This is a genomic window from Streptococcus zalophi (genome assembly GCF_016481285.1).
In the GTDB taxonomy this organism is placed as follows: Bacteria; Bacillota; Bacilli; order Lactobacillales; family Streptococcaceae; genus Streptococcus; species Streptococcus zalophi.
This window is the reverse complement of the sequence record NZ_JAENBP010000007.1, coordinates 26,320-52,479: the sequence shown is the minus strand read 5'-3', so window position 1 is coordinate 52,479 and position 26,160 is coordinate 26,320. Positions and strand designations below refer to the sequence as shown.

At 37.0% G+C, this 26,160-nt stretch carries 29 protein-coding genes; 25 read left to right on the top strand and 4 right to left on the bottom strand.

Features of this window, described 5'->3' with window-relative positions; genetic code table 11:
* Positions 1–123 precede the first annotated feature (123 nt).
* The 3 genes from JHK64_RS06035 to JHK64_RS06025 are packed head-to-tail and all read left to right on the top strand — an operon-like array spanning position 124 to position 1,474.
* Positions 124–327, top strand: coding sequence for a helix-turn-helix transcriptional regulator (locus JHK64_RS06035; RefSeq protein WP_199568106.1), 204 nt, complete (start codon positions 124–126; stop codon positions 325–327).
* A gap of 2 nt (positions 328–329) precedes the next feature.
* Entirely contained in the window at positions 330–779 is a 450-nt protein-coding gene (locus tag JHK64_RS06030) for a hypothetical protein (RefSeq protein WP_199568105.1), read from the top strand.
* A gap of 17 nt (positions 780–796) precedes the next feature.
* The gene (locus JHK64_RS06025; protein ID WP_199568104.1) at positions 797–1,474 is read left to right on the top strand and encodes a CPBP family intramembrane glutamic endopeptidase; all 678 of its coding nucleotides are present in this window, start codon (positions 797–799) and stop codon (positions 1,472–1,474) included.
* Positions 1,475–1,531: 57 nt separating this feature from the next.
* Here JHK64_RS06025 and pepA read toward each other — a convergent pair whose 3' ends face one another.
* Positions 1,532–2,599, bottom strand: a complete 1,068-nt coding sequence (gene pepA, locus JHK64_RS06020) for a glutamyl aminopeptidase (protein WP_199568103.1) — start codon at positions 2,597–2,599, stop codon at positions 1,532–1,534.
* 89 nt (positions 2,600–2,688) lie between these two features.
* On the opposite strand from pepA, the gene JHK64_RS06015 reads away from it, so the two are divergent.
* The 7 genes from JHK64_RS06015 (at position 2,689) to JHK64_RS05985 (ending at position 8,408) form a co-directional block, all read left to right on the top strand.
* Entirely contained in the window at positions 2,689–2,985 is a 297-nt protein-coding gene (locus JHK64_RS06015; RefSeq protein WP_199568102.1) for a DUF4651 domain-containing protein, read from the top strand.
* A complete protein-coding gene (locus JHK64_RS06010; RefSeq protein ID WP_199568101.1) occupies positions 2,982–3,299 on the top strand; it encodes a thioredoxin family protein in 318 nt (105 codons plus the stop codon). The genes JHK64_RS06015 and JHK64_RS06010 overlap by 4 nt, the downstream gene beginning before the upstream one ends.
* Positions 3,300–3,308: 9 nt before the next feature.
* Positions 3,309–3,932: a YtpR family tRNA-binding protein gene (ytpR, locus tag JHK64_RS06005; protein WP_199568100.1), complete on the top strand. Its 624-nt coding sequence runs from the start codon at positions 3,309–3,311 to the stop codon at positions 3,930–3,932.
* A gap of 125 nt (positions 3,933–4,057) precedes the next feature.
* A complete protein-coding gene (locus JHK64_RS06000) occupies positions 4,058–4,453 on the top strand; it encodes a single-stranded DNA-binding protein (protein ID WP_199568099.1) in 396 nt (131 codons plus the stop codon).
* 126 nt (positions 4,454–4,579) lie between these two features.
* Positions 4,580–4,864, top strand: coding sequence for a co-chaperone GroES (gene groES / locus JHK64_RS05995; RefSeq protein WP_199568098.1), 285 nt, complete (start codon positions 4,580–4,582; stop codon positions 4,862–4,864).
* A gap of 10 nt (positions 4,865–4,874) precedes the next feature.
* On the top strand, positions 4,875–6,497 hold the full coding sequence (gene groL, locus JHK64_RS05990; RefSeq protein ID WP_199568097.1) for a chaperonin GroEL: 1,623 nt from the start codon (positions 4,875–4,877) through the stop codon (positions 6,495–6,497).
* 261 nt (positions 6,498–6,758) lie between these two features.
* On the top strand, positions 6,759–8,408 hold the full coding sequence (locus JHK64_RS05985; RefSeq protein ID WP_199568096.1) for a zinc ribbon domain-containing protein: 1,650 nt from the start codon (positions 6,759–6,761) through the stop codon (positions 8,406–8,408).
* Between the two features lie 29 nt (positions 8,409–8,437).
* Here JHK64_RS05985 and JHK64_RS05980 read toward each other — a convergent pair whose 3' ends face one another.
* The gene (locus tag JHK64_RS05980; protein WP_199568095.1) at positions 8,438–9,301 is read right to left on the bottom strand and encodes an RluA family pseudouridine synthase; all 864 of its coding nucleotides are present in this window, start codon (positions 9,299–9,301) and stop codon (positions 8,438–8,440) included.
* A 124-nt stretch (positions 9,302–9,425) separates the two neighbouring features.
* Here JHK64_RS05980 and pbp2a point away from each other — a divergent pair, with 124 nt between their 5' ends.
* The 4 genes from pbp2a (at position 9,426) to nusG (ending at position 12,716) form a co-directional block, all read left to right on the top strand.
* Entirely contained in the window at positions 9,426–11,699 is a 2,274-nt protein-coding gene (gene pbp2a / locus JHK64_RS05975; protein ID WP_199568094.1) for a penicillin-binding protein PBP2A, read from the top strand.
* 48 nt (positions 11,700–11,747) lie between these two features.
* Positions 11,748–11,900, top strand: a complete 153-nt coding sequence (gene rpmG / locus JHK64_RS05970) for a 50S ribosomal protein L33 (protein WP_199568093.1) — start codon at positions 11,748–11,750, stop codon at positions 11,898–11,900.
* Positions 11,901–11,910: 10 nt separating this feature from the next.
* Entirely contained in the window at positions 11,911–12,087 is a 177-nt protein-coding gene (secE, locus tag JHK64_RS05965) for a preprotein translocase subunit SecE (RefSeq protein ID WP_199568092.1), read from the top strand.
* An 89-nt stretch (positions 12,088–12,176) separates the two neighbouring features.
* Positions 12,177–12,716, top strand: coding sequence for a transcription termination/antitermination protein NusG (gene nusG / locus JHK64_RS05960; RefSeq protein WP_199568091.1), 540 nt, complete (start codon positions 12,177–12,179; stop codon positions 12,714–12,716).
* A gap of 101 nt (positions 12,717–12,817) precedes the next feature.
* Here the strand turns inward: nusG and JHK64_RS05955 are convergent, their stop codons facing one another.
* Entirely contained in the window at positions 12,818–13,480 is a 663-nt protein-coding gene (locus JHK64_RS05955) for a DUF1129 domain-containing protein (RefSeq protein ID WP_199568090.1), read from the bottom strand.
* Positions 13,481–13,504: 24 nt separating this feature from the next.
* The gene (locus tag JHK64_RS05950; protein WP_199568089.1) at positions 13,505–14,449 is read right to left on the bottom strand and encodes a magnesium transporter CorA family protein; all 945 of its coding nucleotides are present in this window, start codon (positions 14,447–14,449) and stop codon (positions 13,505–13,507) included.
* A 141-nt stretch (positions 14,450–14,590) separates the two neighbouring features.
* Here JHK64_RS05950 and uvrA point away from each other — a divergent pair, with 141 nt between their 5' ends.
* From uvrA to acpS, 11 genes are all read left to right on the top strand, one after another.
* On the top strand, positions 14,591–17,428 hold the full coding sequence (uvrA, locus tag JHK64_RS05945) for an excinuclease ABC subunit UvrA (RefSeq protein WP_199568088.1): 2,838 nt from the start codon (positions 14,591–14,593) through the stop codon (positions 17,426–17,428).
* Positions 17,412–18,470, top strand: coding sequence for a M24 family metallopeptidase (locus tag JHK64_RS05940; RefSeq protein ID WP_199568087.1), 1,059 nt, complete (start codon positions 17,412–17,414; stop codon positions 18,468–18,470). Before uvrA ends, JHK64_RS05940 begins: the two co-directional genes overlap by 17 nt.
* Before the next feature lie 11 nt (positions 18,471–18,481).
* Entirely contained in the window at positions 18,482–18,949 is a 468-nt protein-coding gene (locus JHK64_RS05935) for a deoxycytidylate deaminase (protein WP_199568086.1), read from the top strand.
* Between the two features lie 113 nt (positions 18,950–19,062).
* Positions 19,063–19,623 (top strand): elongation factor P, encoded by a 561-nt coding sequence (gene efp, locus JHK64_RS05930; RefSeq protein WP_199568085.1) that lies wholly within the window; start codon positions 19,063–19,065, stop codon positions 19,621–19,623.
* A 46-nt stretch (positions 19,624–19,669) separates the two neighbouring features.
* The gene (locus JHK64_RS05925; RefSeq protein ID WP_199568084.1) at positions 19,670–20,059 is read left to right on the top strand and encodes an Asp23/Gls24 family envelope stress response protein; all 390 of its coding nucleotides are present in this window, start codon (positions 19,670–19,672) and stop codon (positions 20,057–20,059) included.
* Positions 20,052–20,489 carry a transcription antitermination factor NusB gene (nusB, locus tag JHK64_RS05920; RefSeq protein WP_199568083.1) on the top strand — a complete coding sequence of 146 codons (438 nt, stop codon included), beginning with the start codon at positions 20,052–20,054 and terminating at the stop codon, positions 20,487–20,489. Before JHK64_RS05925 ends, nusB begins: the two co-directional genes overlap by 8 nt.
* Positions 20,490–20,615: 126 nt before the next feature.
* Entirely contained in the window at positions 20,616–21,590 is a 975-nt protein-coding gene (gene manA, locus JHK64_RS05915; protein WP_199568082.1) for a mannose-6-phosphate isomerase, class I, read from the top strand.
* Complete coding sequence (locus JHK64_RS05910) at positions 21,577–21,915, top strand: hypothetical protein (protein WP_199568081.1); 339 nt, start codon at positions 21,577–21,579, stop codon at positions 21,913–21,915. The genes manA and JHK64_RS05910 overlap by 14 nt, the downstream gene beginning before the upstream one ends.
* Before the next feature lie 131 nt (positions 21,916–22,046).
* Positions 22,047–24,584: a preprotein translocase subunit SecA gene (gene secA / locus JHK64_RS05905; protein ID WP_199568080.1), complete on the top strand. Its 2,538-nt coding sequence runs from the start codon at positions 22,047–22,049 to the stop codon at positions 24,582–24,584.
* A gap of 158 nt (positions 24,585–24,742) precedes the next feature.
* Positions 24,743–25,774, top strand: coding sequence for a 3-deoxy-7-phosphoheptulonate synthase (locus JHK64_RS05900; RefSeq protein WP_199568079.1), 1,032 nt, complete (start codon positions 24,743–24,745; stop codon positions 25,772–25,774).
* Between the two features lie 35 nt (positions 25,775–25,809).
* Complete coding sequence (gene acpS, locus JHK64_RS05895; protein ID WP_199568078.1) at positions 25,810–26,160, top strand: holo-ACP synthase; 351 nt, start codon at positions 25,810–25,812, stop codon at positions 26,158–26,160.

Sequence of the window (26,160 nt, the reverse complement as noted above, 5' to 3'; positions counted from 1 at the left end):
AACGGTTAGACTTTTTTGTCTAACCGTTTTTTTCAGTCTTAAAATCTTGACAAAACAGCGTCTAGCGATTATACTATAAATGTAAAGCGAACTATACATTTAATGTTGATAGAAAGAAAAGAGATGAAAACGAGAATTCAAGAGCTGAGAAAGGCGCAAAAGCTCAGTCAAGCGGAACTAGCGACGTCTTTGGATGTCACGCGCCAGACGATTATCTCTCTTGAGAGGGGGAGGTATACGGCATCGTTAGAATTGGCTTTTAAAATTGCCAAATTTTTTAATCGTTCCATTGAGGATATTTTTTTATTTGAGGAAGATGAGGACTAACAATGTTTTTAATCAGTTATTTTCTTTTTCAAAAGAAAACACGGAAAAAAGTGAAGCAGGTAATGTTTTGGCAGGCTTTGATAGGAATTTTACTGGGGATTGTCTTACTTTTTTTTCCAATCAACCAGCATCTATCAAATTTTTATCATAATTTTTGGTTTGGTTTTTCACTAGCTATTATCGTTGTCAGTCTCTATCAATGGTATGTGATTACCAATAAGAAAAGATTTGACGCTTTTTATGTCAAATTTGCTGATGAACGTCAATCCTATCTTCAAAATTTGGCAGCTCAAATCACTTATGTCATTGAAACGCTCTTGCTTATCGTTTTAGTTTTTTTACAGTCTTTTGCTCATTTCACAATTTCACTTCAATCACTACTCTTGGTTATCATTGCTATACATGTTTACGGATTTCTACTCATCAAATTATTATTAGAAAAATTACTTTAAGGGGTTATTATTAGAAAATGAATAAATTAAAATCAATTGCTTTTGGCATTCTTGTTTTGTTGCTTTGGACAGGGGTTCTTATTTTAGGACAGATACCGATTGGCTTTTTTGTCAGTATGAATCAACTAGTGAATAGTGATTTTGATCTTTTTCAGATTATCGTGACTGTTTTGATACAGTTGGCCACTATTTTTGCTTTTCTTTATTTTGCCATTAAAAAGCAGTTTATCTCGCTTAAGGAAAAACTATCACCCATCATAACTCTCCTTGTTGTTGCTATTGGTTATCCAGTGATATTGCTTGGTAGTATACTAGGTAGTCTTTTCATATCTGCTGATGGGCAGGCAACAACCGATAATCAGCAAATCATCCTTGATTTAATCAGTCGTGTCCCTATGGTTATCATGTTTGTCATGATTGTCCTTGCAGCACCTGTCATGGAAGAACTCTTGTTTAGAAAGTTCTTACCGCACTATCTTTTTAAAAATCGACCAACTCTTGGCTTAATCGTTGGTGGTATTTTGTTTGCACTATTTCATATGCCGACCAATCTTGGTAGTTTTATTATTTATGGACTGATGAGTACTGCTCTAACTTTTGTAGTTTATAAGACAAAGAGAATTGAATATAGTATTATTCTTCATTTTCTCAATAATCTGATTGCTTTTTTCTTAATTATGACGCAAATGGGTTAATCATTCTACGACAACAATAAAAAACATTTGAGATTGTCTCAAATGTTTTTTGTTTTCTTAGTAGCCTTTAATCGTATTGACCGTAGAGCGATCAAGGCCTTTAACGATGGCTTGCAAATAGGCTTGTGCTTCTAGAAAGTCATCCATAGCGTAAAGCGTTTGATGAGAGTGGATATAGCGGGCACAAACGCCAATGGTTGTAGACGGAATCCCGCCATTTTTGAGGTGAGCTGCTCCTGCATCTGTGCCTCCTTTTCCTGTGTAATACTGATATTTAATACCAGCAGACTCGGCAGTATCAAGGAGGAAATCACGCATGTCTTTGAGCATGATGTGTCCTGGATCGTAGAAGCGAATGAGAGTACCGTCACCGACTTTGCCTTGGTCACCATAAACATCACCTGCAGGTGAGCAGTCAACCGCAAAGAACAGTTCTGGGTCAAACTTAGTCGTTGAGACATGGGCACCGCGAAGACCCACTTCTTCTTGAACGTTAGCACCAGCAATCAAGGTATTTGACAATTTGGCATCTTTCAAGTTTTCAAGGAGTTCGGTCACCATTAAGACACCGTAACGATTGTCCCAAGCCTTACTGATGATGTTTTTTTGGTTGGCGGTAAGAATGGTTTCAGACGCTGGGACAATGATGTCACCAGGTGTGATGCCAAAGGCTTCTGCTTCTTTTTTATCCGTGAAGCCACCATCAAAGATAATGTCTGACACTTGAGGGAGGCTAGGGGTACTGCCTGCTCCTCTTAGGAGGTGTGGGGGCACTGAGCCAGAAATTAAAGGAATGGCTTGTCCACTTCTTGTGTAGAGGGTGAAGCGTTGTGAGCTAATCACAAGGGGATTCCAACCACCGATTGGAACGACACGTATGGTACCATCTGATTTAATCTCACTTACCATAAAACCAACTTCATCCATGTGAGCAGCCACCATTATGCGTGGAGCATCAGTTGCTTGACTGTTTTTGATACCAAAAATACCACCCAGACCATCTGTTTCTACGCTATCAACAAATGGTGTCATTTTTTGGCGTAAAAAGTCGCGAACAGTGTGTTCGTAGCCTGCAATACCGTCTAATTCTGTGACTTCTTTAATTTTATTAAATAAACTTGTCATATATACCTCATTTCTATAATTTCTATTATAACAAAAATTAAAAGCATTTTAAGCTTAAAAAATAAGAGAATTATGTTAGAATATAAGGTATGAATAAAAAGAAATTTTGGTTATCCACAGGCTTATTATTGGGGACACCAGCATTTTTAGGTATTGCCGCTTTTTTAGGCCATAAAAAACAAGTTAAGGATCAAAAAACGGAATCTGAGATTTTGGATGAAGTGCGCTCTTTTTTTGCTTCTTTTGGCGTGATTAAGGTGGTTTATATCAGTTCATTTAACCCTGCTAAAAAAGAAGCACAAGGGGGAGTTGTCTTTGATGATGAGATCACTTTTTTCTTTCATTATCTAGATGGCGATATTAATTATAAGGAGAGTGAACAATGATTATTCCAAAATCTTTAGAAGAAATAGCAGAACTAGTAGAAGGTCCAGACAAATTGGTCCTCTTTTTCACAGCCGGTTGGTGTGGTGATTGCCGTTTTATCCATCCTCAAATGCCAGAAATTGAAGCAGAAAATGACTCGTTTGTTTTTGTAGAGGTTGACCGTGACAAATACATGCCATTAGCTCAAAAATGGGATATTTTTGGTATTCCAAGTTTTGTTGTCACTCAAAATGGTAAAGAGTTGGGACGACTTGTTAATAAAGATCGTAAAACCAAAGATGAAATCAATCAATTTTTAGCAAGTTTAGGCTAAGGGGGAACTATGATTTTCACTTATAATAAAGAGCATGTTGGCGATGTCTTGATGGTTATTGTGGCTAATGATGAAGGAAAACGTGTCAGTTCTGAGAGAAAAGGACGTGTAGCGCGTGTCTTTTTACAAGATACTAAGGAAACAGTGGCATGGAATATTTTTGATGCCTCAGAAGTGACAGCGATTGAAGGTAGTGGCCACATCACACTTTCTGATGATCAAGTTGCTGCGTTTAATCAAGAAATAGCAAAAGCTGGTTTTTCTGAATCTTTAGAAAATCCTCAAGAACCAAGTTTTGTTGTTGGTGAAATTGTAGCTATGAAAGCTCATCCTGATAGTGACCACCTTAATATCTGCCAAGTGAAAGTTGCTGCAGATAAAGAGATTCAAATTGTTGCTGGTGCACCAAATGCTCGCGTTGGTCTTAAAACGATTGTTGCTCTACCAGGTGCAATGATGCCAAATGGCAGTCTTATCTTCTCAGGAAAACTAAGAGGTGAAGATAGCTTTGGGATGATGTGCTCACCACGAGAATTAGCCCTTCCTAATGCGCCACAAAAAAGAGGCATTATCGAGTTAGATGATAGTGCCATCGTTGGTGAAGCTTTTGATGTTAAAAAACACTGGCAGTAAAAAAGTATAAAAAGATAAGTAGAGAAGATGAAGTTCTTCTCTTTTCTTTTTTAAAGAATGGTAGGAACTAAAATGTCTCTTATTTTTCTCGTTCTATTTCGAATAAAGAGATAGGAGGACGATAAATGTACAATAAAGCAATAATGATTGGTCGACTAACGGCCACACCTGAACTGATTACCACACCCAATGAAAAAAGTGTCACAAGAGCGACTTTGGCTGTTGGCAGGCGCTTCAAAGGAAAAGATGGTGAAAGAGAGACTGATTTTATTTCAGTGGTTGTCTGGGGGAAACTAGCAGAAGTTCTTGTTAGCTACGGTACTAAAGGCAGTCTTATCGCTGTCGATGGTGAGTGGCGAACAAGAAAGTATGATAAAGACAAGGTAACACACTACGTTAGTGAACTCTTATGTTCTTCTTTCCAATTATTAGAAAGTAAAACCCAACGTGCCATGCGTGAAAACAATATTTCTAGTGACATTGCTGACCTGGTCTTGGATGAAGAAGAACTCCCTTTTTAAAATCACTAAAAAAGTAATCGTTGCGATTGCTTTTTTCTTGACTATTTTTGACCAAGTGATACAATAAGAGATGGAATTAGCACTCGATAGATAAGAGTGCTAACAAAATATTTGCGGAGGCATTATATGTTAAAACCATTAGGCGATCGTGTGGTCGTAAAAGTAATTGAAGAAAAAGAAAAAACAGTTGGTGGCTTTGTCATCGCAGGCGCTAGTCAAGAAAAAACAAAGACAGCAGAAGTTGTAGCTGTTGGTGATGGCGTGAGAACACTAAACGGTGAACTTGTTGCCCCTAGTGTTCAAGTTGGTCAAACCATCTTAATGGATAGTTTTTCTGGAACAGACGTTAAATATGACGAACAAGACTATATGATTATTCGTGAATCAGATATTTTAGCAATTGTAGAATAAGGAGAAATTCATGGCAAAGGATATTAAATTTTCAGCAGATGCGCGTGCTAGTATGGTACGTGGGGTTGATATTTTAGCAGATACCGTTAAAGTAACGCTTGGTCCTAAAGGACGCAATGTTGTTCTTGAAAAAGCGTTTGGTTCACCACTTATTACAAATGATGGTGTCACTATCGCTAAGGAAATTGAGTTAGACGATCATTTTGAAAACATGGGAGCAAAACTTGTTTCAGAAGTTGCTTCTAAGACTAATGATATTGCAGGAGATGGAACAACAACAGCGACTGTTTTAACCCAAGCAATTGTCCGTGAAGGGCTAAAAAACGTGACAGCAGGTGCTAATCCTATTGGTATTCGTCGTGGGATTGAATCAGCTGTTGCCGTTGCAGTAGAAGAACTACAAGCCATTTCTCAAGAAGTGAAAAATAAAGAAGCTATCGCTCAAGTAGCTGCAGTGTCATCTCGAAGCGAAAAAGTTGGTGAATACATCAGTGAAGCAATGGAACGTGTTGGTAAAGATGGTGTCATCACTATTGAAGAATCAAAAGGAATGGCCACAGAACTTGAAGTGGTTGAAGGAATGCAGTTTGATCGCGGTTATCTCTCACAATACATGGTGACTGACAACGAAAAAATGGTAGCAGACCTTGACAACCCATTCATTTTAATCACCGATAAGAAAATTTCAAACATTCAAGATATCTTACCGCTTCTTGAAGAAATCCTAAAAACAAGTCGTCCACTTCTTATCATTGCTGATGATGTTGACGGTGAAGCTCTTCCAACCCTTGTATTAAACAAGATTCGTGGAACCTTTAACGTGGTAGCGGTTAAGGCACCTGGTTTTGGTGATAGAAGAAAAGCTATGCTTGAAGACATCGCGATTTTAACAGGTGGTACTGTCATCACTGAAGATCTTGGTCTTGAATTAAAAGATGCGACGATGGAAGCTCTTGGTCAAGCAAGTAAAGTCTCTATTGATAAAGACAGCACCGTCATTGTTGAAGGGGCTGGTGACTCAAGCACTATCAGTAACCGTGTTAACATGATTAAATCTCAATTAGAAACAACAACGTCAGAGTTTGATCGTGAAAAATTACAAGAACGTCTAGCCAAGTTAGCTGGTGGTGTTGCTGTTGTTAAAGTCGGTGCCGCTACAGAAACTGAACTTAAAGAGATGAAGTTACGTATCGAAGATGCTCTCAATGCAACACGCGCCGCTGTTGAAGAAGGTATTGTCGCTGGTGGTGGTACTGCTCTTGTTAACATCATCGAAAAAGTCGCTGCTATCGAACTCACTGGTGATGAAAACACTGGACGTAACATTGTTCTTCGCGCGCTTGAAGAACCAGTTCGTCAAATTGCCTACAATGCTGGCTATGAAGGCTCAGTTGTCATTGACAAATTGAAAAACAGTCCTGTAGGTGTCGGCTTTAATGCTGCTAATGGTGAATGGGTTAATATGATTGAAGCAGGGATTATTGACCCTGTGAAAGTAACACGTTCAGCCCTTCAAAACGCTGCTAGTGTTGCAAGTCTTATCCTAACAACAGAAGCAGTTGTCGCTAACCAACCAGAACCAGCAAGCCCAGCCCCAGCAATGGATCCCTCAATGATGGGTGGCATGATGTAAAAATAAAAAAGAAACCCTTGTTTATCAAGGGTTTTTGCTTGTTTTGAAATCTTTTTTATAAAAAAAGGGGCAAAAAGGGGTTGTTTTTTCGAATAAACTAATGAAAGACACTAGATTTAAGTTGCCAAACTCAATTTTTAGGTAAAAAAGAAGAGTTTTTTACTAATATCATCACTTGGATTTTTCTTATAGCTTAAATTTGTTATAATGGGAATAAGTATGATAACATTAACAGTGTTATACTAAACAAAGGAGACGCAAATGGAAACTCTTAGAACGTTTCTCAAAAAGAAAAAGGTTAAAATTAGTTTACTCATCGCAAGTATCCTCATCTTTATACTAGGAGTGGCTGGATTTTCTTATTATTCCAAAGATGCCAGTATTGATAGATACATTACTGCTAGAGGTAAAGATGGTGATGTGTTTGAAAACATCAAACCTTATATCGTTTGGGCAGATGATAATACCATTATTTCGATGAATGATGCCAAATACACAACATTTACCAAGTTAGAAAACCAAGAAGAAAAAGATGCTTTAAAAAAAGAACTACAAGAAGCAGACGCATCAGCCAATCTCTATGTCAAAAGTGTTGGTAGTAAGTTTGGTATTTTCCCCGATTATAAGATAGCTGTCAAGCCTATGTCTCTGACCATTAAAACTAACGTTAATAAGATGGATATTTTATTAAATGATAAAAAAGTTGTTCAAAGTAACAGTGACGATTATAGTGTGACGCTAGATAAATTGCCGGTGGCAGATTACAAAGCGTCTATCAGTGGGTTTTATAAAGGGAAAAAAGTTGATATTAGTAAGAGCTATGATGGCGTTGAAAACACGATTGATTTGAGTGTGCGCTTTAAAACCTTCAAGGTAAAAAGCAACATCACAGCAGGTGAACTCTACTTCAGTGATAGACGAATTGGCAGTCTCAAAGATGGGGAGTTCGATGTTTCAGAATACCCTACATCTGATTCTGTAGACGTTTATGTCAAAAAGCAATTTCCTGATGGAGACTTGATATCAAATAAAGTTGCTATGAGTGATATTGCTGATAATGCTGTTGTTGAATTAAATAGCGACAAGGCTCTTGATGTTGAAAAAGCCGGTCAGGTTTTAGTGGAATCCTTTAATAAATTGCTCGTTTACTACAGTAGTGGTCAAGATGCCGCTGATATTGCTACCGTTTTTGAAAATGGTGCTAATAATGATTACTACAAATTGTTGAAAGACAGCATCAAAGCTAAAACGCAAACAGACCCAAGAAGAGCTTCAAGTTTGTCAATACCAGAGATTGTGATAAATAGTGTCACTCAAGTTGGCGTTGATAGTTATGCCCTTAACTATTCAACCACCTATGATTATTATTATGATGTATCAACGGATTCAAAAAATGGCACAACAGGACATCTCTATCAAAGCTTAATAGGTGAAGCTGTTATCAAGGTAACCAAAGATGGTATGATTTTTGCCAAAGGTGGTCATATTCCTCTAGCATTGGTGAGTGAGAATAACCAAGTGAAAAGACCAGGTATTTTCCCTAAACAACTCATCGGAATATGGCAAGTCAAAGATAAAGATTATACAGCAACGCTAACCTTTGCAGAAGATGGAACTGTTTCAAAGAAAACCGTCTTTAATGATAAAATCAAAAAAGATGAAATTGGAACAGCCAAAGTGGAAGAACTGATTGAGACGGGTGAAAACACCTACCGCTTTAAGTATGCTTCTGGTGCTGATGTTACTACCTTCACGATTTTACCAGGTTTAGGAGGTGTTAATATCGTCTATGATTATGGTATCATCATCAAGGAAAATGAGATTAATCTCGTTCTTTGGTCAGGTTCAAGAGACCAAGAAATTGATTATTCGCAAGGCTATATTAGTCCTAAGATGACTAAGATTAACTAAGTTATTAGACGAAACCCAAAAGGACTTGCCTAGGCAAGTCCTTTTTGAAAGGTTTCTGAGTCACTTTTAATACTAATTGTCTCTAGTGTTAAAGGATGTCTAAAATCCAGTTGATAGGCATGAAGCATTAAACGAGAATATGGCTGATTTGGATGATACAAGGGATCACCAACGATTGGATAGTGATGATGGGCGAGGTGAACTCTAATTTGATGGGTTCTTCCTGTTTCTAATTGACATCTAACAAGTGTTGTTTTGGGAAAATATTGAAGAGGTTCAACCGTTGTTAGAGCTGTTCGTCCATTTCGTTCATCAACCACTCGTTTTCGTCTATCGTGTCTATGGCGCCCTATTTTATCCTTAAACGTCATTCTTTTTTCAGGAAAATGATTGCAAACAAGTGCTAGATAGTCTCGTTTTATCTTTTTTTGTTCTAATAAACGGTTTAAAATAGGTAGGATAAAAGGATTTTTAGCAAACATGACAAGCCCACTCGTCTCCATGTCAAGACGATGAATAACATAACACGTTTGTCCTACAAAGGCAGAGACATGATTGAGAAGGGCTATTTCAGTAGGTTCATTACCATGAGTTTTCATTCCTTCAGGTTTATTGACAATAATGAGATGCTCGTCTTCATAAAGACAATCAACCAGCTCTTCTTGCCCAAAAGGAATCGTTTTTTCAGGATAATCCTCTTCATCAAACCATAAAAGAACGTGATCTTCTTTTTCAACCCATTCTTGCCAATGAACAGACTTGCCATTGACGAGAACATGTTTTTTCATTCGTAAAAAATGACGAATTTTCCTAGGGATTAAGCATTTTTCTTCTAACAGTTCTTTGACCGTCACTTTGCCATAGTGGTTTTTAAATGATATTTTCATAGTCATAGTTTTATTATACCATCTTCTAAGATTTTTCATAAGTAAGGTTAAGTGAAAAATGCTTCTTATCAAAAAAGAGTAGAAACAATTTTATTATGACGATTTTCCTAGAAATTGCTATAATGTGGGTATGACTATTTTAGATGTACTAAAGAAAAAATTTTTTCCAGAAGATGATAACGAATTAACCGATAAGGAAACGATAGAAGCCTCAACGACTGAAGAGGATGAGACATTAACAAGAACAGAGTCTTTTGAAAGGAGGAGCTCTTATCAACGTAGTAAACCAGTCTCGCAAAAAGAAGTAAAACCAAAAGGCTTTTTCCATCGCTTTCAATTATCACCCAATAATCCGATTAGAAAGTTTTGGCGTCGCTATAATCTTACAAAGATATTAGTAATTGTTATTTCAACGTTTGTATTACTGATTAGCGGTTATCTTTTCTATCTAGCAAAAACAGCTAATGTGTCTAACCTAGAAAGTGCTCTTAGAGCGACTACGGTGATTTATGACCGTGACGGTGAGTATGCTGGTGCTCTCTCTGGACAAAAAGGGAGTTATGTTGAACTTGATGCCATTAGTGACGATTTAGAGAATGCCGTTATTGCAACTGAAGATAGAAGTTTTTATGACAATAACGGGATTAATTTCCAAAGAACACTTCTGGCTGTTTTAACATTGGGCCGTTCAGGTGGTGGCTCTACCATTACTCAGCAACTGGCTAAAAATGCTTATCTGACACAAGACCAAACCATCAAACGTAAGGCGCGTGAATTTTTCCTTGCTCTTGAACTAACGAAAAAATACAGTAAAGATAACATCTTAACCATGTATCTCAATAATTCTTATTTTGGAAATGGAGTTTGGGGTGTCGAAGACGCCAGTCAAAAATATTTTGGCGTGTCTGCCAGTCAGCTGAGTCTTGATGAAGCAGCGACGCTTGCTGGCATGCTAAAAGGACCAGAAATTTATAATCCTTATTATTCGATAGAAAATGCAACCAATCGACGTAATACAGTTCTTCAAGCAATGGTTGATGCAGGAAAAATAGAACAAAGTGTTGCTGATGAGTATATGGCAGTTAACATGGAAAGTCGTCTTAGTGATACTTATACTGGTAAGGTTGACGATTATAGATACCCGTCTTATTTTGATGCTGTCATCAATGAAGCCATTGAAGAATACGGTTTAACTGAGAAGGACATCGTTAATAATGGTTATAAAATTTATACCGCCTTGGATCAAAACTATCAAATTGGGATGCAAGAAACTTTTAACAACGATGCACTTTTCCCTGTTTCTTATGAGGATGGAACGAGTGTTCAAGGTGCTAGTGTTGCCCTTGATCCTAAAGATGGTGGTGTGCGTGGACTTGTTGGTCGTGTTAACAGCTCAGAAGAAACAATTTTTAGAAGTTTTAATTATGCGACACAAGCCCAAAGAAGCCCCGCTTCAACCATTAAGCCTTTGATGGTTTACTCACCTGCTATTGCTTCAGGTTGGCAACCTGAAAGGGAATTACCAAATATGGTGCAAGATTTTGATGGTTATACCCCTCATAATTATGGTGGTTTTGAGTCGGAATCTGTGCCAATGTATCAAGCTTTAGCCAATTCTTATAATATTCCTGCTGTTTATACAGTTAAAGAATTAGGCATTAATAAGGCTTTCTCTTACGGTGAAAAATTTGGCTTGAATTTATCAAAAACTAAGAAAGAATTAGGGGTCGCACTTGGTTCAGGTGTATCAACAAACCCATTAGAAATGGCTCAGGCTTATGCTGCTTTTGCCAATAATGGTGTCATGCCAAAAGCTCATCTCATCACGAGAATTGAAACAGCCAGTGGCAAAGTTTTAAAAGAATTCAAAGAAAGTTCTACCAAGGTATTAAGTCAGTCTGAAACCAAAAAAATGACTAGTATGATGCTTGGAACCTTTTCAAATGGTACGGGTGTTAATGCTAATGTCTATGGCTATACATTAGCAGGAAAAACTGGGACAACAGAAGCTGACTTTAATCCTGATTTAGCAACAGACCAATGGGTTATCGGCTATACCCCAGACGTTGTCATCAGTCAATGGATTGGTTTTGATAAACCTGATGAAAGTCATTATCTGACTGACTCGAGTGCAGGAACCGCCTCGACTATTTTTAGTGTGCAGGCCAGCTATATCTTACCTTATACTGAAGGAACTAGCTTTAGTGAAAATAGTACCTATGAGGAAAATGGTATTTCTGCTGTGACCAATACAGAAATCGAAGAACAATCTCAAGGCATCATTGATAGCTTGCAAGAATCAGTTCAAGAAGCTGCAAAAAATATTAGAAGCGCTGTCGATGAGTCAGGAATTGTTGAGCGAATCCAAGACACTTGGCAAGATATCGTAGATTACTTCAGATAACTTGCATGAATGATGAAATAATGATAAAATGAATTTTACGGAGGCGTTATGGCTCAGAAAAAAGCAAGTCTAGCTTGTGTTGATTGTGGTTCTAGAAATTATTCAATCGCGATAAGTAGCACACCAAAAACGACAAGACTAGAGGTTAATAAATTTTGTAAACATTGTGGTCGCTATACACTACATAAAGAAACCAGATAAGGAGACTCTCGTGACGTTTATTAAGGGTATTTTCACATTATTAAAAGAAACAACGTGGCCTAATAGAAAACAACGTTGGCATGATTTCATTTCTATTTTAGAATACACAGCCTTTTTTGCACTAATCATATTTATTTTTGACCAACTTCTTTCTTTAGGAATTTTAGAGTTATTAAGTCGATTTTAGATTTGCAACCCTTTAGGCTTTTGTGATATAATGAGAGAAACAACAAACAAAAAGCCGATTTCGGCTTTTTTATTATGAAAGGAAGCGCTATGTTAGATAGTTTTGACAAAGGATGGTTTGTGTTACAAACTTATTCAGGATATGAAAATAAAGTAAAAGAAAATTTATTACAACGAGCACAAACTTACAACATGCTTGAAAACATTTTACGTGTTGAAATTCCAACACAGACTGTTAATGTAGAAAAAAATGGTCAAACCAAAGAAGTTGAAGAAAATCGTTTTCCAGGTTATGTCTTAGTAGAAATGGTCATGACGGATGAGGCTTGGTTTGTTGTTCGTAACACACCAAATGTCACAGGATTTGTAGGTTCTCATGGTAACCGTTCAAAACCAACACCACTACTTGAAGAAGAAATCAGAGCTATTTTAATTTCAATGGGGCAATCAGTAGATGTCATTGATACCAATATCAAAGAAGGAGATATGGTTCAAATTATTGACGGTGCCTTTATAGGTCAAGAAGGTCGTGTGGTTGAAATTGAAAATAACAAAGTTAAAATTATGCTTAATATGTTTGGAACAGAGACTGCAGCAGAATTAGAATTGTATCAAATTGCAGAACTTTAAGAGGACAATAGTCACTAATCAGTGACAAGAGAGTTAATCAAAAAAGAAAAGGATGACTAAGTCATCCTTTTTAGTGTTTTCCTTGATAAGTGATTAAGGTTCTATTGACGTTGTGGTGCCATAGCATTTAAAACATTATATTTCTTTTGAAGATAATAACGAATACCAAAAGAAATAGCAGCAATAATCAAAAGTCCTGCAAAAGACAGAGGAATATTAATACTTGCTGGTAAAAAGCTTGAAGAAGCTGAGACTACTAACCACAGAGCCATTGCTAGTGATAAAATTCCAATTGTTTTTAAAAAGCTTGGCCTTGTAGATTTTGGTTTTCCAACATGACGATAGATGCTGTGATAAACAGCATACATGGCACCCCCACCTCCGAAACCAATGAGGATGAGAGATACAATACCAGTTGTTGCCGCAGTGGGATTAACAAGATTCATGACAGCGTTGACAAAGGCCACGATGGCAATAAATAAGAGAGAGGTATCTAACCACATTAGCCATGGATTAGTATTTTTTTCAGCCAATTCTTTTTGCTTTTGAAGGGCTTGATTACTAAATTGGCTTGCCCAAACGGTTGGCGCACCAAGAAAGGTTCTGGCAGGAATACCTTTTTTTTGTTGTTCTAATATCTGAGGAATGATGTCTTCAAGAATCGTTTTGATTTCCTCATCATTTTTACCATCTTTAATCAGTTGGTTGGTAGCAATGTGAATAAATTCTTGATTTTTTTTAGTAAGGTTATTAAGCATTTGCATGTGTTTTTCTCCTGTTTTTGTTTATTAGAACCATTTTTTTCTGAAAAAATAAATGACAACGGATGCACTACCAATAGCAGCTAAGAAAACAATTATCCAAAAAGCTTGTGGTATGTCATTTAAAGGGAGATCGTTGTCTTTAAAGTTCATCCCATAGGCAGAAAAGACCACCGTTGGAATATCAAGTGCCATCGTCATCAAGGCAAGAGTTTTCATAATAGTATTTTGGTTGTTGGAAATAATTGAAGCTGTGGTTTCTGTCATAGCATTAAGGACATTTTCATAAATCCCCGCCATCTCAATCGCTTGCTGGGTTTCAATCAAGGTATCTTCAAGAAGGTCTTCGTCTTCAACATATTTTTTTAAGCTACTATTGTGACTAGCTAGTTTTTTAACAATTCGTTCGTTAAATTTTAAAGATGCTTTAAGATAGACAATAGATTTCTCAAGTTCCATCATGTCAATTAATTGTTCATTTCTTGTGGCTCGTTCTAGTCGTGCTTCAATACGATCTGATTGACGGTCAATTGTCCTTAGGGCTGATAGATAAAGCTCTGCGTTACGATATAAAATTTGAAAAACAAAGCGTGTTTTCATAAAGGTATTGAAGTTTTTAACACGTTTATTAAAGAAATTTTCAAAAAGTGTCAATTCTTCTAAACAAGTCGTAATAACAGCTGTTTTTGTAATAATAATTCCCAAAGGAATGGTAACGTAATAGGTTTTATTATTACGTTCTTCATAGGTTGGAACGTCAACTAAGATAAGAGTGTAGTCGTCTTCTACTGATACACGAGATGTTTCTTCCGCATCAAGAGGTGCGCGTAAATCAGCAACATCAATATTGAAGGTTTCAGCTATACTAACTGATTCTTCCTGGGAGGGGTTTACCAAATTAATCCAAGCGCCTGGCTCAAATGTTTGAATTTCTTCAAAATGTGTTGCTCGTGAAAGAAACATTTGTTTCATCAGTAGCCCTCCTTAATCTTTTCATGTATTGTACTATTATACTACAAAATATCGATTTTGTGGGTAACTGATTAATAGAAATTTTGTTATAATAAAGACAATGCGATTTAAACGCATTGTGAGATGAAAGAGAGTCAAATCATGCAAAACAAATTAATTATTCGAGGGGCACGGGCCCATAACTTAAAGAATATCGATGTTGAAATTCCAAGAGACAAATTTGTCGTGGTGACTGGTCTTTCGGGTTCTGGTAAATCTAGTCTAGCTTTTGATACCATCTATGCTGAAGGGCAAAGACGTTACGTGGAGAGTTTGTCTGCCTATGCTAGACAATTCCTTGGTAATATGGATAAACCTGATGTTGACTCTATTGATGGCCTTAGTCCGGCTATTTCGATTGACCAAAAAACAACCAGTAAAAATCCAAGATCGACAGTTGGAACAGTCACAGAAATCAATGATTATTTAAGGCTTCTCTATGCAAGAGTTGGAACACCTTATTGTAAAAATGGGCATGGGCCTATTAAGGCATCTTCTGTCGAAGAAATTGTTGATAAGGTCTTATCCTTACCTGAAAAGACGCGCATGCAAATTCTTGCTCCCGTGATTAGAGGAAAAAAAGGACAACACAAGACAGTCTTTAACCAGATTCAAAGAGACGGTTATGTGAGAGTAAGGGTTAATGGCGAAATTTATGATATTGATGATGTGCCCGAGTTATCAAAAAATAAAAAACATACTATTGAAGTGGTTGTCGATCGCTTAGTTAACAAAGAAGGGATTAGAAGTCGTTTATTTGATTCAGTTGAATCAGCGCTTCATTTTTCTGACGGCTATGTGGTTATTGATACGATGGATGGTAATGAGTTGCTCTTTTCAGAGCACTATGCCTGTGCCATTTGTGGTTTTACAGTACCAGAATTAGAGCCACGTCTCTTTTCATTTAATGCCCCATTTGGGTCTTGTTCGACATGTGATGGTTTGGGACACAAACTAATCGTTGATATGGATTTGGTTGTTCCAGATCCCCAAAAAAGTTTGAGAGAAGGGGCGATTGCTCCTTGGAACCCGATTTCATCAAACTATTATCCGCAAATGCTTGAACAAGCAATGACCCAGTTTGGTATCGATATGGATACACCATTTGAAGCTTTGTCAGAAGAGGACAAAGATATCATTTTAAATGGGTCAAATGGTCGTGAGTTTCATTTTCACTATGAAAATGAGTTTGGAGGAGTGCGTGATATTGATATTGCTTTTGAAGGTATTTTAACCAATATCAATCGTCGTTATCATGAAACCAATAGTGATTACACGAGAAATCAGATGCGTTCTTATATGAATGAACTGCCTTGCTCAGTTTGTCATGGCTATCGCTTAAATGATCAAGCCTTGTCAGTGAGAGTTGGGGGAGAAAGTGGTTATCATATTGGTGAATTATCCGACTTATCAATTGAAAATCATTTGGCTGTTCTACCAACCCTGCAGTTAGAAAATAATGAGGCGATGATTGCAAAGCCTATTCTCAAAGAAATCACTGATAGACTGACCTTTTTAAATAATGTTGGGCTTAATTACTTGACCTTGTCGCGTTCTGCTGGCACCTTATCGGGTGGTGAAAGTCAAAGGATTCGACTGGCCACTCAAATTGGCTCTAACCTAAGTGGTGTCTTGTATGTGCTTGATGAGCCTTCTATTGGTCTTCACCAAAGAGATAACGATCGTCTGATTGACAGCCTCAAAAAAATGCGGGATTTGGGTAACACCTTAATCGTGGTTGAACACGATGAAGACACGATGAGACAAGCTGATTGGCTGATTGATGTCGGACCAGGTGCTGGCGCATTTGGTGGTGAAATTGTTGCCTCAGGAACACCCAAACAAGTCGCTAAAAAGAGAAAATCAATTACAGGGCAATACCTTTCAGGAAAAAAGAAGATTCCAGTTCCTCACACAAGACGTTCAGGGAACGGTCAATTCATCGAAGTGACTGGTGCCAGTGAAAACAATTTAAAAAATATCTCTGTCAGATTTCCTTTAGGAAAATTCATTGCCGTAACAGGTGTTTCTGGTTCTGGGAAGTCCACTCTAGTTAATAGTATTCTCAAAAAAGCTATCGCTCAAAAATTAAATCGTCATTCTGATAAACCAGGAAAACACAAAACCATTTCGGGGATTTCACAAATCGAGCGCTTGATTGACATCAATCAAAGCCCGATAGGAAGAACACCAAGGTCCAACCCAGCCACTTATACTGGGGTATTTGACGATATTAGAGAATTATTTGCAAAAACCAATGAGGCAAAAATCAGAGGTTATAAAAAAGGACGTTTCAGCTTTAACGTTAAAGGTGGTCGTTGTGAGGCCTGCTCAGGTGATGGGATTATTAAGATTGAAATGCACTTTCTCCCAGATGTTTATGTGCCGTGTGAGGTCTGTCATGGCAAACGTTACAACAGTGAAACACTTGATATTCGCTACAAGGATAAAAATATTGCTGATGTCCTAGACATGACGGTTGATGATGCGGTTGATTTTTTTGCCAATATTCCTAAAATTGCTAGAAAAGTGAAAACTATTCAAGATGTAGGTCTAGGCTATATTACCCTAGGACAGCCAGCAACCACTCTATCAGGTGGTGAAGCACAACGGATGAAACTAGCTAGTGAATTACATAAGCGTTCAACCGGAAAGAGTTTTTATATTCTTGATGAACCAACGACTGGCCTTCATACCGACGATATCGCACGACTCTTAAAAGTTCTTGAACATTTTGTTGAAGAAGGAAACACTGTGTTAGTCATTGAACATAATCTTGATGTTATTAAAACAGCTGATCACATTATTGATTTAGGCCCAGAAGGTGGCGATGGTGGAGGTATCGTTATTGCAACAGGTACTCCAGAGGAAATTGCAACAGTTGCCTCTTCTTATACAGGCCATTATTTGAAGGAGAAATTATATGGAAGAGAGAGTTAAAAAACTGGAAGCCAAATTAGCACAAGCTAATATCGATGCTATTCTTGTGACTGGTCAAAAAAACATTTACTATTTAACTGGTTTTTGGGGATCTGCTGGGACAGTTTTTATCAGTCAAAATCATCGTCTCTTTTTGACGGATGCCAGATATGCTTTGATTGCTAAGCAAACGATTAAAGGCTTTGAGATTATTGAAACACGCTCGGCACTAACAGAAATCGTAAAAATAATTGAAGGTAGCAACATCAAGCAAATTGGGTTTGATAAGCAAGTTTCTTTTGCCTTTTACCAAACGATTAAAGAGCTTTTTTCAGCTTACGAGTTATTGCCCCTGACTAATTTCATTGAGGAATTACGTATTATCAAGGATGCTAGTGAAATTGCCTTGATTAGACAAGCTTGTCAGATTTCTGATCAAGCCTTTGTTGATGCCCTTGATTTTATCACACCTGGAAAAACAGAACTTGAAGTAGCCAACTTCCTTGATTTTCGGATGCGTGAACTAGGAGCTTCTGGGATATCTTTTGAAACTATTGTTGCCTCAGGCTATCGCTCCTCTATGCCACATGGTGTTGCTAGTCAAAAAGTCATTGAAACAGGAGAAACGCTAACACTTGACTTTGGCTGTATTTATCAGCACTATGTTAGTGATATGACAAGAACCATTCACATTGGTCAGGTGAGTGATGAAGAACGTGCCATTTATGACGTGGTTTATCAAAGCAATCAACAATTGATTAAAAAAGCAAAAGCAGGACTTAGCTATCAAGATTATGATGGTCTTGCTAGAGAGGTGATTACAAAAGCAGGCTATGGGCCATACTTTACCCATGGTATTGGTCATGGCATGGGCTTAGATGTGCATGAACTGCCTTTCTTTGGTAAAAGTGACAAGACATTAAAATCTGGTATGGTAATCACAGACGAGCCAGGTATATACCTTGAAGGGAAATATGGTGTTCGCATTGAAGATGATTTATTGATTACTGAAACAGGGTGTGAAGTGCTAACAAATGCTCCCAAAGAATTAATTATTTTGTAGGAGGAAAAATGATGGCAGAAAAACGTTTAACCTGGCAGGATTACTTTATGGCCAATGCTGAACTCATCTCAAAACGCTCTACTTGTGATAGAGCTTATGTTGGAGCTGTTTTGGTAAAAAACAATCGTATTATTGCAACTGGTTACAATGGTGGTGTCTCAGAAACATCAAATTGTAGTGAGGTCGGTCATCAAATGGAAGACGGTCATTGTATCAGGACTGTTCATGCTGAAATGAATGCTTTAATTCAGTGTGCTAAAGAAGGTATTTCAACTGATAATACAGAAATCTACGTCACTCATTTCCCTTGTATCAATTGCACCAAGGCTCTCTTACAGGCGGGTATAAAAAAAATTACTTATAAAACGCCTTACAATCCTCATGCTTTTGCTAAAGAATTAATGGCGCAAAAAGGTGTGCAGTATGTTGAACATGGTGTTCCCAAATTAACTTTGGGGGATGATACTAAAGAAAAATAGCAAAATAAAACGAATCAAAATGATTGCTAATAAAATATTGCCGTAAAAATTTGAGACAATAGCGATTTTATGATAGAATGAGATGATAAATATAATTAATAAGAGGTAAAAAAATGATTGAAGCAAGTAAGCTTAAAGCGGGAATGACATTTGAAACAGCTGATGGAAAATTGATTAAAGTATTAGAAGCTAGTCACCACAAACCAGGTAAGGGAAATACTATTATGCGTATGAAATTGCGTGATGTTCGTACTGGCTCAACTTTTGATACTAGCTATCGCCCAGAAGAAAAATTCGAGCAAGCGATTATTGAAACACATCCAGCACAATACCTATATCAAATGGATGGCACAGCTTACTTTATGGATACAGACAGCTACGATCAGTATGAAATCCCAGTAGCTAACATCGAAGAAGAATTGAAATATATTCTTGAAAATGCTGAAGTCAAAATCCAATTTTATGGAACAGAAGTGATTGGTGTGACAGTTCCTACAACAGTTGAGTTAACAGTTACTGAGACACAACCATCGATTAAAGGTGCAACAGTAACTGGCTCTGGAAAACCAGCAACATTAGAAACTGGTTTAGTGGTTAACGTTCCTGACTTTATTGAAGTTGGTCAAAAATTAATTATTAACACTGCCGAAGGGTCATACGTATCTCGTGCTTAATCCTATTAGGCAAAGAGAAGTGACAGATATTTGAAAGGACAAATCTATGACAAATGAATCAATTGGAGAAATCGTTATTTCTCCGCGCGTGCTTGAAGTGATTACAGGTATTGCTGCCACAAAAGTTGATGGTGTTCACTCCCTTCACAATAAAAAAGTAGCAGACACATTTAATAAAGCGCACAGAGGACGTGGTGTCTACCTTAAAACAGAAGAAACTGGTGATGTGATTGCTGATCTTTTTGTCTACCTGCAGTATGGTGTCAATGCACCAGCAGTGTCTATGGCTATACAAAAAGCTGTGAAAGATGCAATTTATGATATGGCAGAAATCACAATCTCTCAAGTCAATGTCCACATTGTTGGTATTGTCCCAGAAAAAGCACCAAAACCAGATATGAAGTCCTTATTTGATGAGGATTTTCTAGATGACTAATAGTATTAAAGATTCTAGAAGAGACTTGAGAGAACGTGCTTTCCAAGCTCTCTTTAGTTTAGAATATGGTGATAATATAGAAGATGCCATTTCTTTTATTTACACCTATGACCAAGAAAATAGTGAGACTGATGACCAACAAGTAATTCCTGACTATCTAATTGCTTTAGTTAAAGGAGTAGTTGACACCCAATCACAACTTGATCAGTTGATTGAAGAAAAATTAAAAGCAGGTTGGAGTCTCTTACGATTAACCAAAACGGATAAAATTATCCTACGTTTGGGTTTGTATGAAATACGCTTTTATGAGGATACTCCTGATAGGGTAGCCATTAACGAAGCCATTGAACTAGCCAAAAAGTATTCTGATGTCACATCAAGTAAATTTATCAATGGGCTTTTAAGCCAATTTATTACAGATAAGAAATAAAAAATGGTTAATACTTTTAAGTATTAACCATTTTCTTCTTCAAAATTAAAGTGATACTATAGTCTCTTCTTTTGCTTTTTACTAATTTGTGTTAAAATCATAAAAAAAGAGAAAGAAGGAAATGCTATGGCAGAACCATTATTTTTAGAATCCGTTATGCAAGAAAAAATATGGGGTGGTTCAAAATTAAGAGATATCTTTGGGTATGATATCCCTAGTGATAAAACAGGAGAATGCTGGGCTATTTCAGCTCATCCTAATGGTGTTTCAATGGTTAAAAATGGTCGCTATGCAGGTCAAAGACTTGACCATCTATATCAAAACACCCCGGACTTATTCGGTCAACCAAAAAGTCCTGTTTTTCCTCTACTAACCAAAATTCTTGATGCCAATGATTGGTTAAGTGTTCAGGTCCATCCAGATAATGAGTATGGTATGGCTCATGAAGGTGAGTTAGGAAAAACTGAATGTTGGTATATCATCTCAGCAGATGAAGGAGCAGAAATTATCTATGGTCATAATGCCAAAAGTAAAGAAGAGTTAGCTCAAATGATTGCTGATAAAAAATGGGATGATTTGTTGACTAAAATACCTGTTAAAGCAGGAGACTTTTTTCATGTTCCAAGTGGGACTATGCATGCGATTGGTAAAGGTATCATGATTTTAGAAACACAACAATCAAGTGATACGACTTATCGTGTGTATGATTTTGACCGTAAAGATAACAATGGTCAAAAAAGAGAACTGCATTTACAACAATCAATTGATGTTTTAACCATTGGAGAGCCTAAAAACAGTCATCCCATCACCTTAAAGACTAATCAATTAACATCAACACTTTTGGTGGATGATAAATTCTTTACTGTTTATAAATGGGAGATTGATGGTTCTGTGACTTTTAAGCAAGTAGCACCTTATTACTTGATTAGTGTACTATCAGGTAAGGGGAACCTTATAATTGATGAAGACAGTTACCCTATTCAAAAAGGTGATCATTTTATTTTACCTTATCCGGTTAAAGAATGGACATTTAGTGGAGAACAATTAGAAATCATTGCTAGCTATAGCAATGAAGAGGATTTGCCAAGTGAAAAAGCTTGATACCATTTTAAACTATTGTAATGATGAACGCCATTACCATAGGGGGAGCTATTATCGCCTAAAATCACACGGTGATAACATCTATAGTTTAACGATTTCAGTGCCAGGATTTTGTGGTGAAAACACACCTCATCCCATGCTGAAATTTAGTTACGATGGAAAAAAAGTAGATTTTATCTCTTATGTCGACTATGAAACAAATCCTATTAAGACCCTCTTTTTTGATGAGGAGAGTGAATTATTTTTTCAGAAGGAATTTGAACGCTTAGTTAATAATTTTTATGCTTTTTATTCTCATAAAACTGATAAAAAAACGGAGTTCTAGTGACTTCGTTTTTTTGATGTTATTCTTAGAAGTTCAATGAATTGAAATGAATCTGTTCATTACCTTCAATTCTTGAAATAGAGCAATTAATATGATAAAATAAACCGATAAGTGTATCGAAAGGAAAGATAATGGCAAATATTATACGTAAAATCATTGAAAATGATAGCGGTGAATTAAAAAGATTAGATAAAATAGCAAAAAAAGTTGAAAACTATGAAAATGAAATGGCGGCACTTTCTGATGAGGCATTAAAAGCTAAAACAGAAGAATTTAAAGAACGCTATCAAAAAGGAGAAACACTGGATGACTTGCTTCCAGAAGCCTTTGCGGTTGTTCGTGAAGCAGCAAAACGTGTTTTAGGTCTGTTTCCATATCATGTGCAAATTATGGGTGGTATTGTGCTACATCATGGGGATGTTGCTGAGATGAGAACAGGTGAAGGTAAAACTTTAACAGCAACCATGCCTGTTTACTTGAATGCTATCTCAGGAGAAGGTGTTCATGTAGTAACAGTTAATGAATATCTTTCAGCTCGTGATGCGACAGAAATGGGTGAATTATATAGCTGGTTAGGGCTATCGGTTGGAATCAACTTGGCAGCTAAGTCACCAGCTGAAAAACGTGAGGCTTATCTTTGTGATATTACCTACTCAACCAACTCAGAATTTGGCTTTGATTATCTAAGAGATAACATGGTTGTTCGTAAAGAAGCCATGGTTCAACGTCCACTAAATTATGCACTAGTTGATGAGGTTGATTCAGTTTTAATTGATGAGGCGAGAACACCACTTATTATTTCAGGTGCCGAAAGTTCTGAAACTAATAAATTATACGATTGGACTGATCGTTTCGTTAAAACTTTAACTGAGGATGACTATATTATTGATGTACCAACAAAGACCATTGGTTTATCAGACTCAGGAATCGATAAAGCAGAAGAATACTTCAAGTTAGAGAATCTTTATAATATTGAAAACGTAGCATTGACTCACTTTTTAGACAATGCACTTCGAGCTAACTTCATCATGACACTTGATATTGATTATGTGGTTAGCGAGAAAGAAGAAATTCTTATTGTTGACCAATTTACTGGTCGTACTATGGAAGGTCGTCGTTTCTCAGATGGTTTACACCAAGCTATTGAAGCTAAGGAAGGTGTGCCAATCCAAGATGAATCAAAAACTAGTGCCTCAATTACTTACCAAAATTTCTTCCGTATGTATAGAAAACTAGCTGGTATGACTGGTACTGGTAAGACTGAAGAAGATGAATTCCGTGAAATCTACAACATGCGCGTTATTCCTATTCCAACCAATCGTCCAATTGCTCGTATTGACCATTCTGACCTACTTTACCCAACACTAAATTCTAAATTTAGAGCGGTTGTTGCTGATGTTAAACAACGTTATGAAAATGAGCAACCTGTTCTTGTTGGTACAGTTGCCGTTGAAACAAGTGATTTGCTTTCGAAAATGCTTGTTGAAGCTGGTGTTCCACATGAAGTTTTAAATGCCAAAAACCATGCTAAAGAAGCTCAAATTATTATGAATGCTGGACAAAGAGGAGCAGTGACAATTGCCACCAACATGGCTGGTCGTGGTACCGACATTAAGCTTGGTGATGGTGTTAGAGAACGTGGTGGTCTTTGTGTTATTGGTACAGAACGTCATGAAAGTCGTCGTATCGATAATCAGCTACGTGGACGTTCTGGACGTCAGGGAGACCCAGGGGAATCACAATTCTATCTTTCACTAGAAGATGATTTGATGCGTCGTTTCGGTTCAGAAAGAATTAAAGCCTTCTTTGAACGAATGAATCTTGATGAAGAAGACACTGTGATTAAATCTCGAATGTTAACTAATCAAGTGGAGTCGGCTCAAAAACGTGTCGAAGGAAACAACTATGACACTCGTAAACAGGTCTTACAATACGACGATGTTATGCGTGAACAAAGAGAGATTATTTATGCGCAACGTTATGATGTCATCACAGCTAATCGTGACCTTGGTCCTGAGATTAAGGCAATGATTAAGCGGACGATTGATCGTACTGTTGATGGGCATAGTCGCAGTGATAGAAAACAAGCTTTAGAAGCTATTTTAACTTTTGCGCAAACAAATCTTCTACCTGAGGATTCTATTTCCCTATCAGATATTGAAAACCTAAGTGATGCTGATATTAAGAAAGAATTATTTGAGAGAGCTGAAAAAGTTTACGAACAACAAATTTCAAAATTACGTGATGAAGAAGCTGTTATTGAATTCCAAAAAGTGTTGTTACTAATGGTTGTTGATAACAAGTGGACGGATCATATTGATGCCTTAGATCAATTACGAAGTGCTGTTGGCTTAAGAGGATATGCTCAAAACAATCCAATCGTTGAGTATCAATCAGAAGGCTTTAAAATGTTCCAGGAAATGATTGGTGCTATTGAATTTGATGTCACAAGAACAATGATGAAAGCACAAATTCATGAGCAAGAGCGTGAAAAAGCTCCAACGCAAGCACGTACGACTGCTGTAGCTAATATCGCTGCCAAAAATTCAGATTTAGAAATGAAAGAAGATCTTTCTCAATATGACTTTTCTAATGTTGGTAGAAATGATAAATGTCCTTGTGGCTCAGGCAAAAAATTTAAAAATTGTCACGGACGTCAAAAAGCATAACACTTACTTTAGTAATGTTATATTAAAAAGATGGCAAAGATTCGCAACCTATCACTAGTGATGGGTGCGACTCTTTTTCATTAAAACTGGTTATCAGACATTAGAGGAGATTTTGACTAAGAATTAGTGAACGTCTATTGATGTTTTGGAGAAAAAAGATGGGAATCCACCAAAAAAGTGGCAAAATAGATATTAAAGCATTAAAAAAAACGACGACACTGACAGGGCCGTTTTTAAGAAAAAAACAAATAAGAGATAATGAATTAGCAAGTATCATTAAAGGTGAAGACCAACGTCTTTTATTGCTGATAGGACCGTGTTCGTCAGATAATGAAGAGGCTGTGTTAGAATATGCTAATCGCCTAGCAAAACTACAAGAAGAGGTCAAAGATAAACTCTTTATAGTGATGCGGGTGTATACCGCAAAACCAAGAACAAATGGAATGGGATACAAGGGACTGGTACATCAGCCTAACACCTTACAATTACCCGATCTTATTAACGGTATTAAAATGGTTAGGAAACTTCATTATCGCGTTATCACAGAAACAGGTCTAACAACGGCTGATGAGATGGTGTATACATCTAATTATCATTTGATTGATGATTTAGTCTCTTATCATGCGGTAGGGGCTAGGTCAGTTGAAGATCAGGAACACCGTTTTTTGGCTTCTGGTATTGATACACCAGTAGGAATGAAAAATCCTACTTCAGGTAACCTTAACGTGGTATTTAATGGCATTTATGCCGCTCAAAACAAGCAAAATTTTATCTATCATGATGCAGAAGTTGAAACAGATGGTAATCCTTTTGCTCATGTGATTTTAAGAGGAGCAATGAATGAGCATGGTGAAAACATCCCAAACTATTACTATGATTGCTTGTTAAAAGTGATTGCTGATTATAAAGAGATGCATTTGAGCAACCCCTTTGTGATTATTGATACCAATCACGATAATTCAGGAAAAGACTATCTAGAACAAATTAGAATTGTCCGCCAAACACTGATAAATCGCGATTGGAATGAAATGATTAAGCAATACGTTAGAGGTTTTATGATTGAATCCTATCTAGAAGATGGTCGCCAAGATAGACCAGAAGTATTTGGCAAATCGATAACAGACCCTTGTTTGGGTTGGGAAAAAACTGAGAAGTTAGTCGAAGAAATTTACCAAACATTAGCTGATTAAAGGTTTTAATGATGGTTAGAATGTAGAAGGTTACTATGATTGTAGGACATGGTATTGATTTACAAGATGTATCAGCCATTCAAAAAGTTTATGCTAAAAATAATTCTTTTTTAAAGCGGATTCTGACCAATCAGGAAGAAGCTGTTTTTCAGCAATTGAAAGGTAAGCGTCAAATAGAGTATTTGGCTGGTCGCTGGGCAGCAAAAGAAGCTTTTGCAAAGGCTTTAGGGACAGGTATTGGTAAGGTAACCTTTCAAGATATTGAAGTATTAAATAATGCTAAAGGAGCTCCCTATGTTTCTAAAGCTCCTTTTGACGGTAAGATATTTATTAGTATTTCTCACAGTGGTCACTTTGTGCAGGCTAGTGTGATTTTGGAGGATTAA

What these genes read in the sequence shown, in the direction of transcription:
- JHK64_RS06030 (WP_199568105.1), top strand. Translation starts at nt 330, where the DNA reads ATGTTTTTAATCAGTTATTTTCTTTTTCAAAAGAAAACACGGAAAAAA.
- manA (WP_199568082.1), top strand. Translation starts at nt 20,616, where the DNA reads ATGGCAGAACCATTATTTTTAGAATCCGTTATGCAAGAAAAAATATGG.
- ytpR (WP_199568100.1), top strand. Translation starts at nt 3,309, where the DNA reads ATGATTTTCACTTATAATAAAGAGCATGTTGGCGATGTCTTGATGGTT.
- JHK64_RS05935 (WP_199568086.1), top strand. Translation starts at nt 18,482, where the DNA reads ATGGCAGAAAAACGTTTAACCTGGCAGGATTACTTTATGGCCAATGCT.
- rpmG (WP_199568093.1), top strand. Translation starts at nt 11,748, where the DNA reads ATGGCTCAGAAAAAAGCAAGTCTAGCTTGTGTTGATTGTGGTTCTAGA.
- pepA (WP_199568103.1), bottom strand. Translation starts at nt 2,599, where the DNA reads ATGACAAGTTTATTTAATAAAATTAAAGAAGTCACAGAATTAGACGGT.
- acpS (WP_199568078.1), top strand. Translation starts at nt 25,810, where the DNA reads ATGATTGTAGGACATGGTATTGATTTACAAGATGTATCAGCCATTCAA.
- groES (WP_199568098.1), top strand. Translation starts at nt 4,580, where the DNA reads ATGTTAAAACCATTAGGCGATCGTGTGGTCGTAAAAGTAATTGAAGAA.
- JHK64_RS05925 (WP_199568084.1), top strand. Translation starts at nt 19,670, where the DNA reads ATGACAAATGAATCAATTGGAGAAATCGTTATTTCTCCGCGCGTGCTT.
- nusG (WP_199568091.1), top strand. Translation starts at nt 12,177, where the DNA reads ATGTTAGATAGTTTTGACAAAGGATGGTTTGTGTTACAAACTTATTCA.
- nusB (WP_199568083.1), top strand. Translation starts at nt 20,052, where the DNA reads ATGACTAATAGTATTAAAGATTCTAGAAGAGACTTGAGAGAACGTGCT.
- JHK64_RS05900 (WP_199568079.1), top strand. Translation starts at nt 24,743, where the DNA reads ATGGGAATCCACCAAAAAAGTGGCAAAATAGATATTAAAGCATTAAAA.
- secA (WP_199568080.1), top strand. Translation starts at nt 22,047, where the DNA reads ATGGCAAATATTATACGTAAAATCATTGAAAATGATAGCGGTGAATTA.
- JHK64_RS06010 (WP_199568101.1), top strand. Translation starts at nt 2,982, where the DNA reads ATGATTATTCCAAAATCTTTAGAAGAAATAGCAGAACTAGTAGAAGGT.
- JHK64_RS06000 (WP_199568099.1), top strand. Translation starts at nt 4,058, where the DNA reads ATGTACAATAAAGCAATAATGATTGGTCGACTAACGGCCACACCTGAA.
- uvrA (WP_199568088.1), top strand. Translation starts at nt 14,591, where the DNA reads ATGCAAAACAAATTAATTATTCGAGGGGCACGGGCCCATAACTTAAAG.
- JHK64_RS06035 (WP_199568106.1), top strand. Translation starts at nt 124, where the DNA reads ATGAAAACGAGAATTCAAGAGCTGAGAAAGGCGCAAAAGCTCAGTCAA.
- JHK64_RS05940 (WP_199568087.1), top strand. Translation starts at nt 17,412, where the DNA reads ATGGAAGAGAGAGTTAAAAAACTGGAAGCCAAATTAGCACAAGCTAAT.
- groL (WP_199568097.1), top strand. Translation starts at nt 4,875, where the DNA reads ATGGCAAAGGATATTAAATTTTCAGCAGATGCGCGTGCTAGTATGGTA.
- JHK64_RS05950 (WP_199568089.1), bottom strand. Translation starts at nt 14,449, where the DNA reads ATGAAACAAATGTTTCTTTCACGAGCAACACATTTTGAAGAAATTCAA.
- JHK64_RS05985 (WP_199568096.1), top strand. Translation starts at nt 6,759, where the DNA reads ATGGAAACTCTTAGAACGTTTCTCAAAAAGAAAAAGGTTAAAATTAGT.
- JHK64_RS05955 (WP_199568090.1), bottom strand. Translation starts at nt 13,480, where the DNA reads ATGCAAATGCTTAATAACCTTACTAAAAAAAATCAAGAATTTATTCAC.
- pbp2a (WP_199568094.1), top strand. Translation starts at nt 9,426, where the DNA reads ATGACTATTTTAGATGTACTAAAGAAAAAATTTTTTCCAGAAGATGAT.
- efp (WP_199568085.1), top strand. Translation starts at nt 19,063, where the DNA reads ATGATTGAAGCAAGTAAGCTTAAAGCGGGAATGACATTTGAAACAGCT.
- JHK64_RS06015 (WP_199568102.1), top strand. Translation starts at nt 2,689, where the DNA reads ATGAATAAAAAGAAATTTTGGTTATCCACAGGCTTATTATTGGGGACA.
- JHK64_RS06025 (WP_199568104.1), top strand. Translation starts at nt 797, where the DNA reads ATGAATAAATTAAAATCAATTGCTTTTGGCATTCTTGTTTTGTTGCTT.
- JHK64_RS05980 (WP_199568095.1), bottom strand. Translation starts at nt 9,301, where the DNA reads ATGACTATGAAAATATCATTTAAAAACCACTATGGCAAAGTGACGGTC.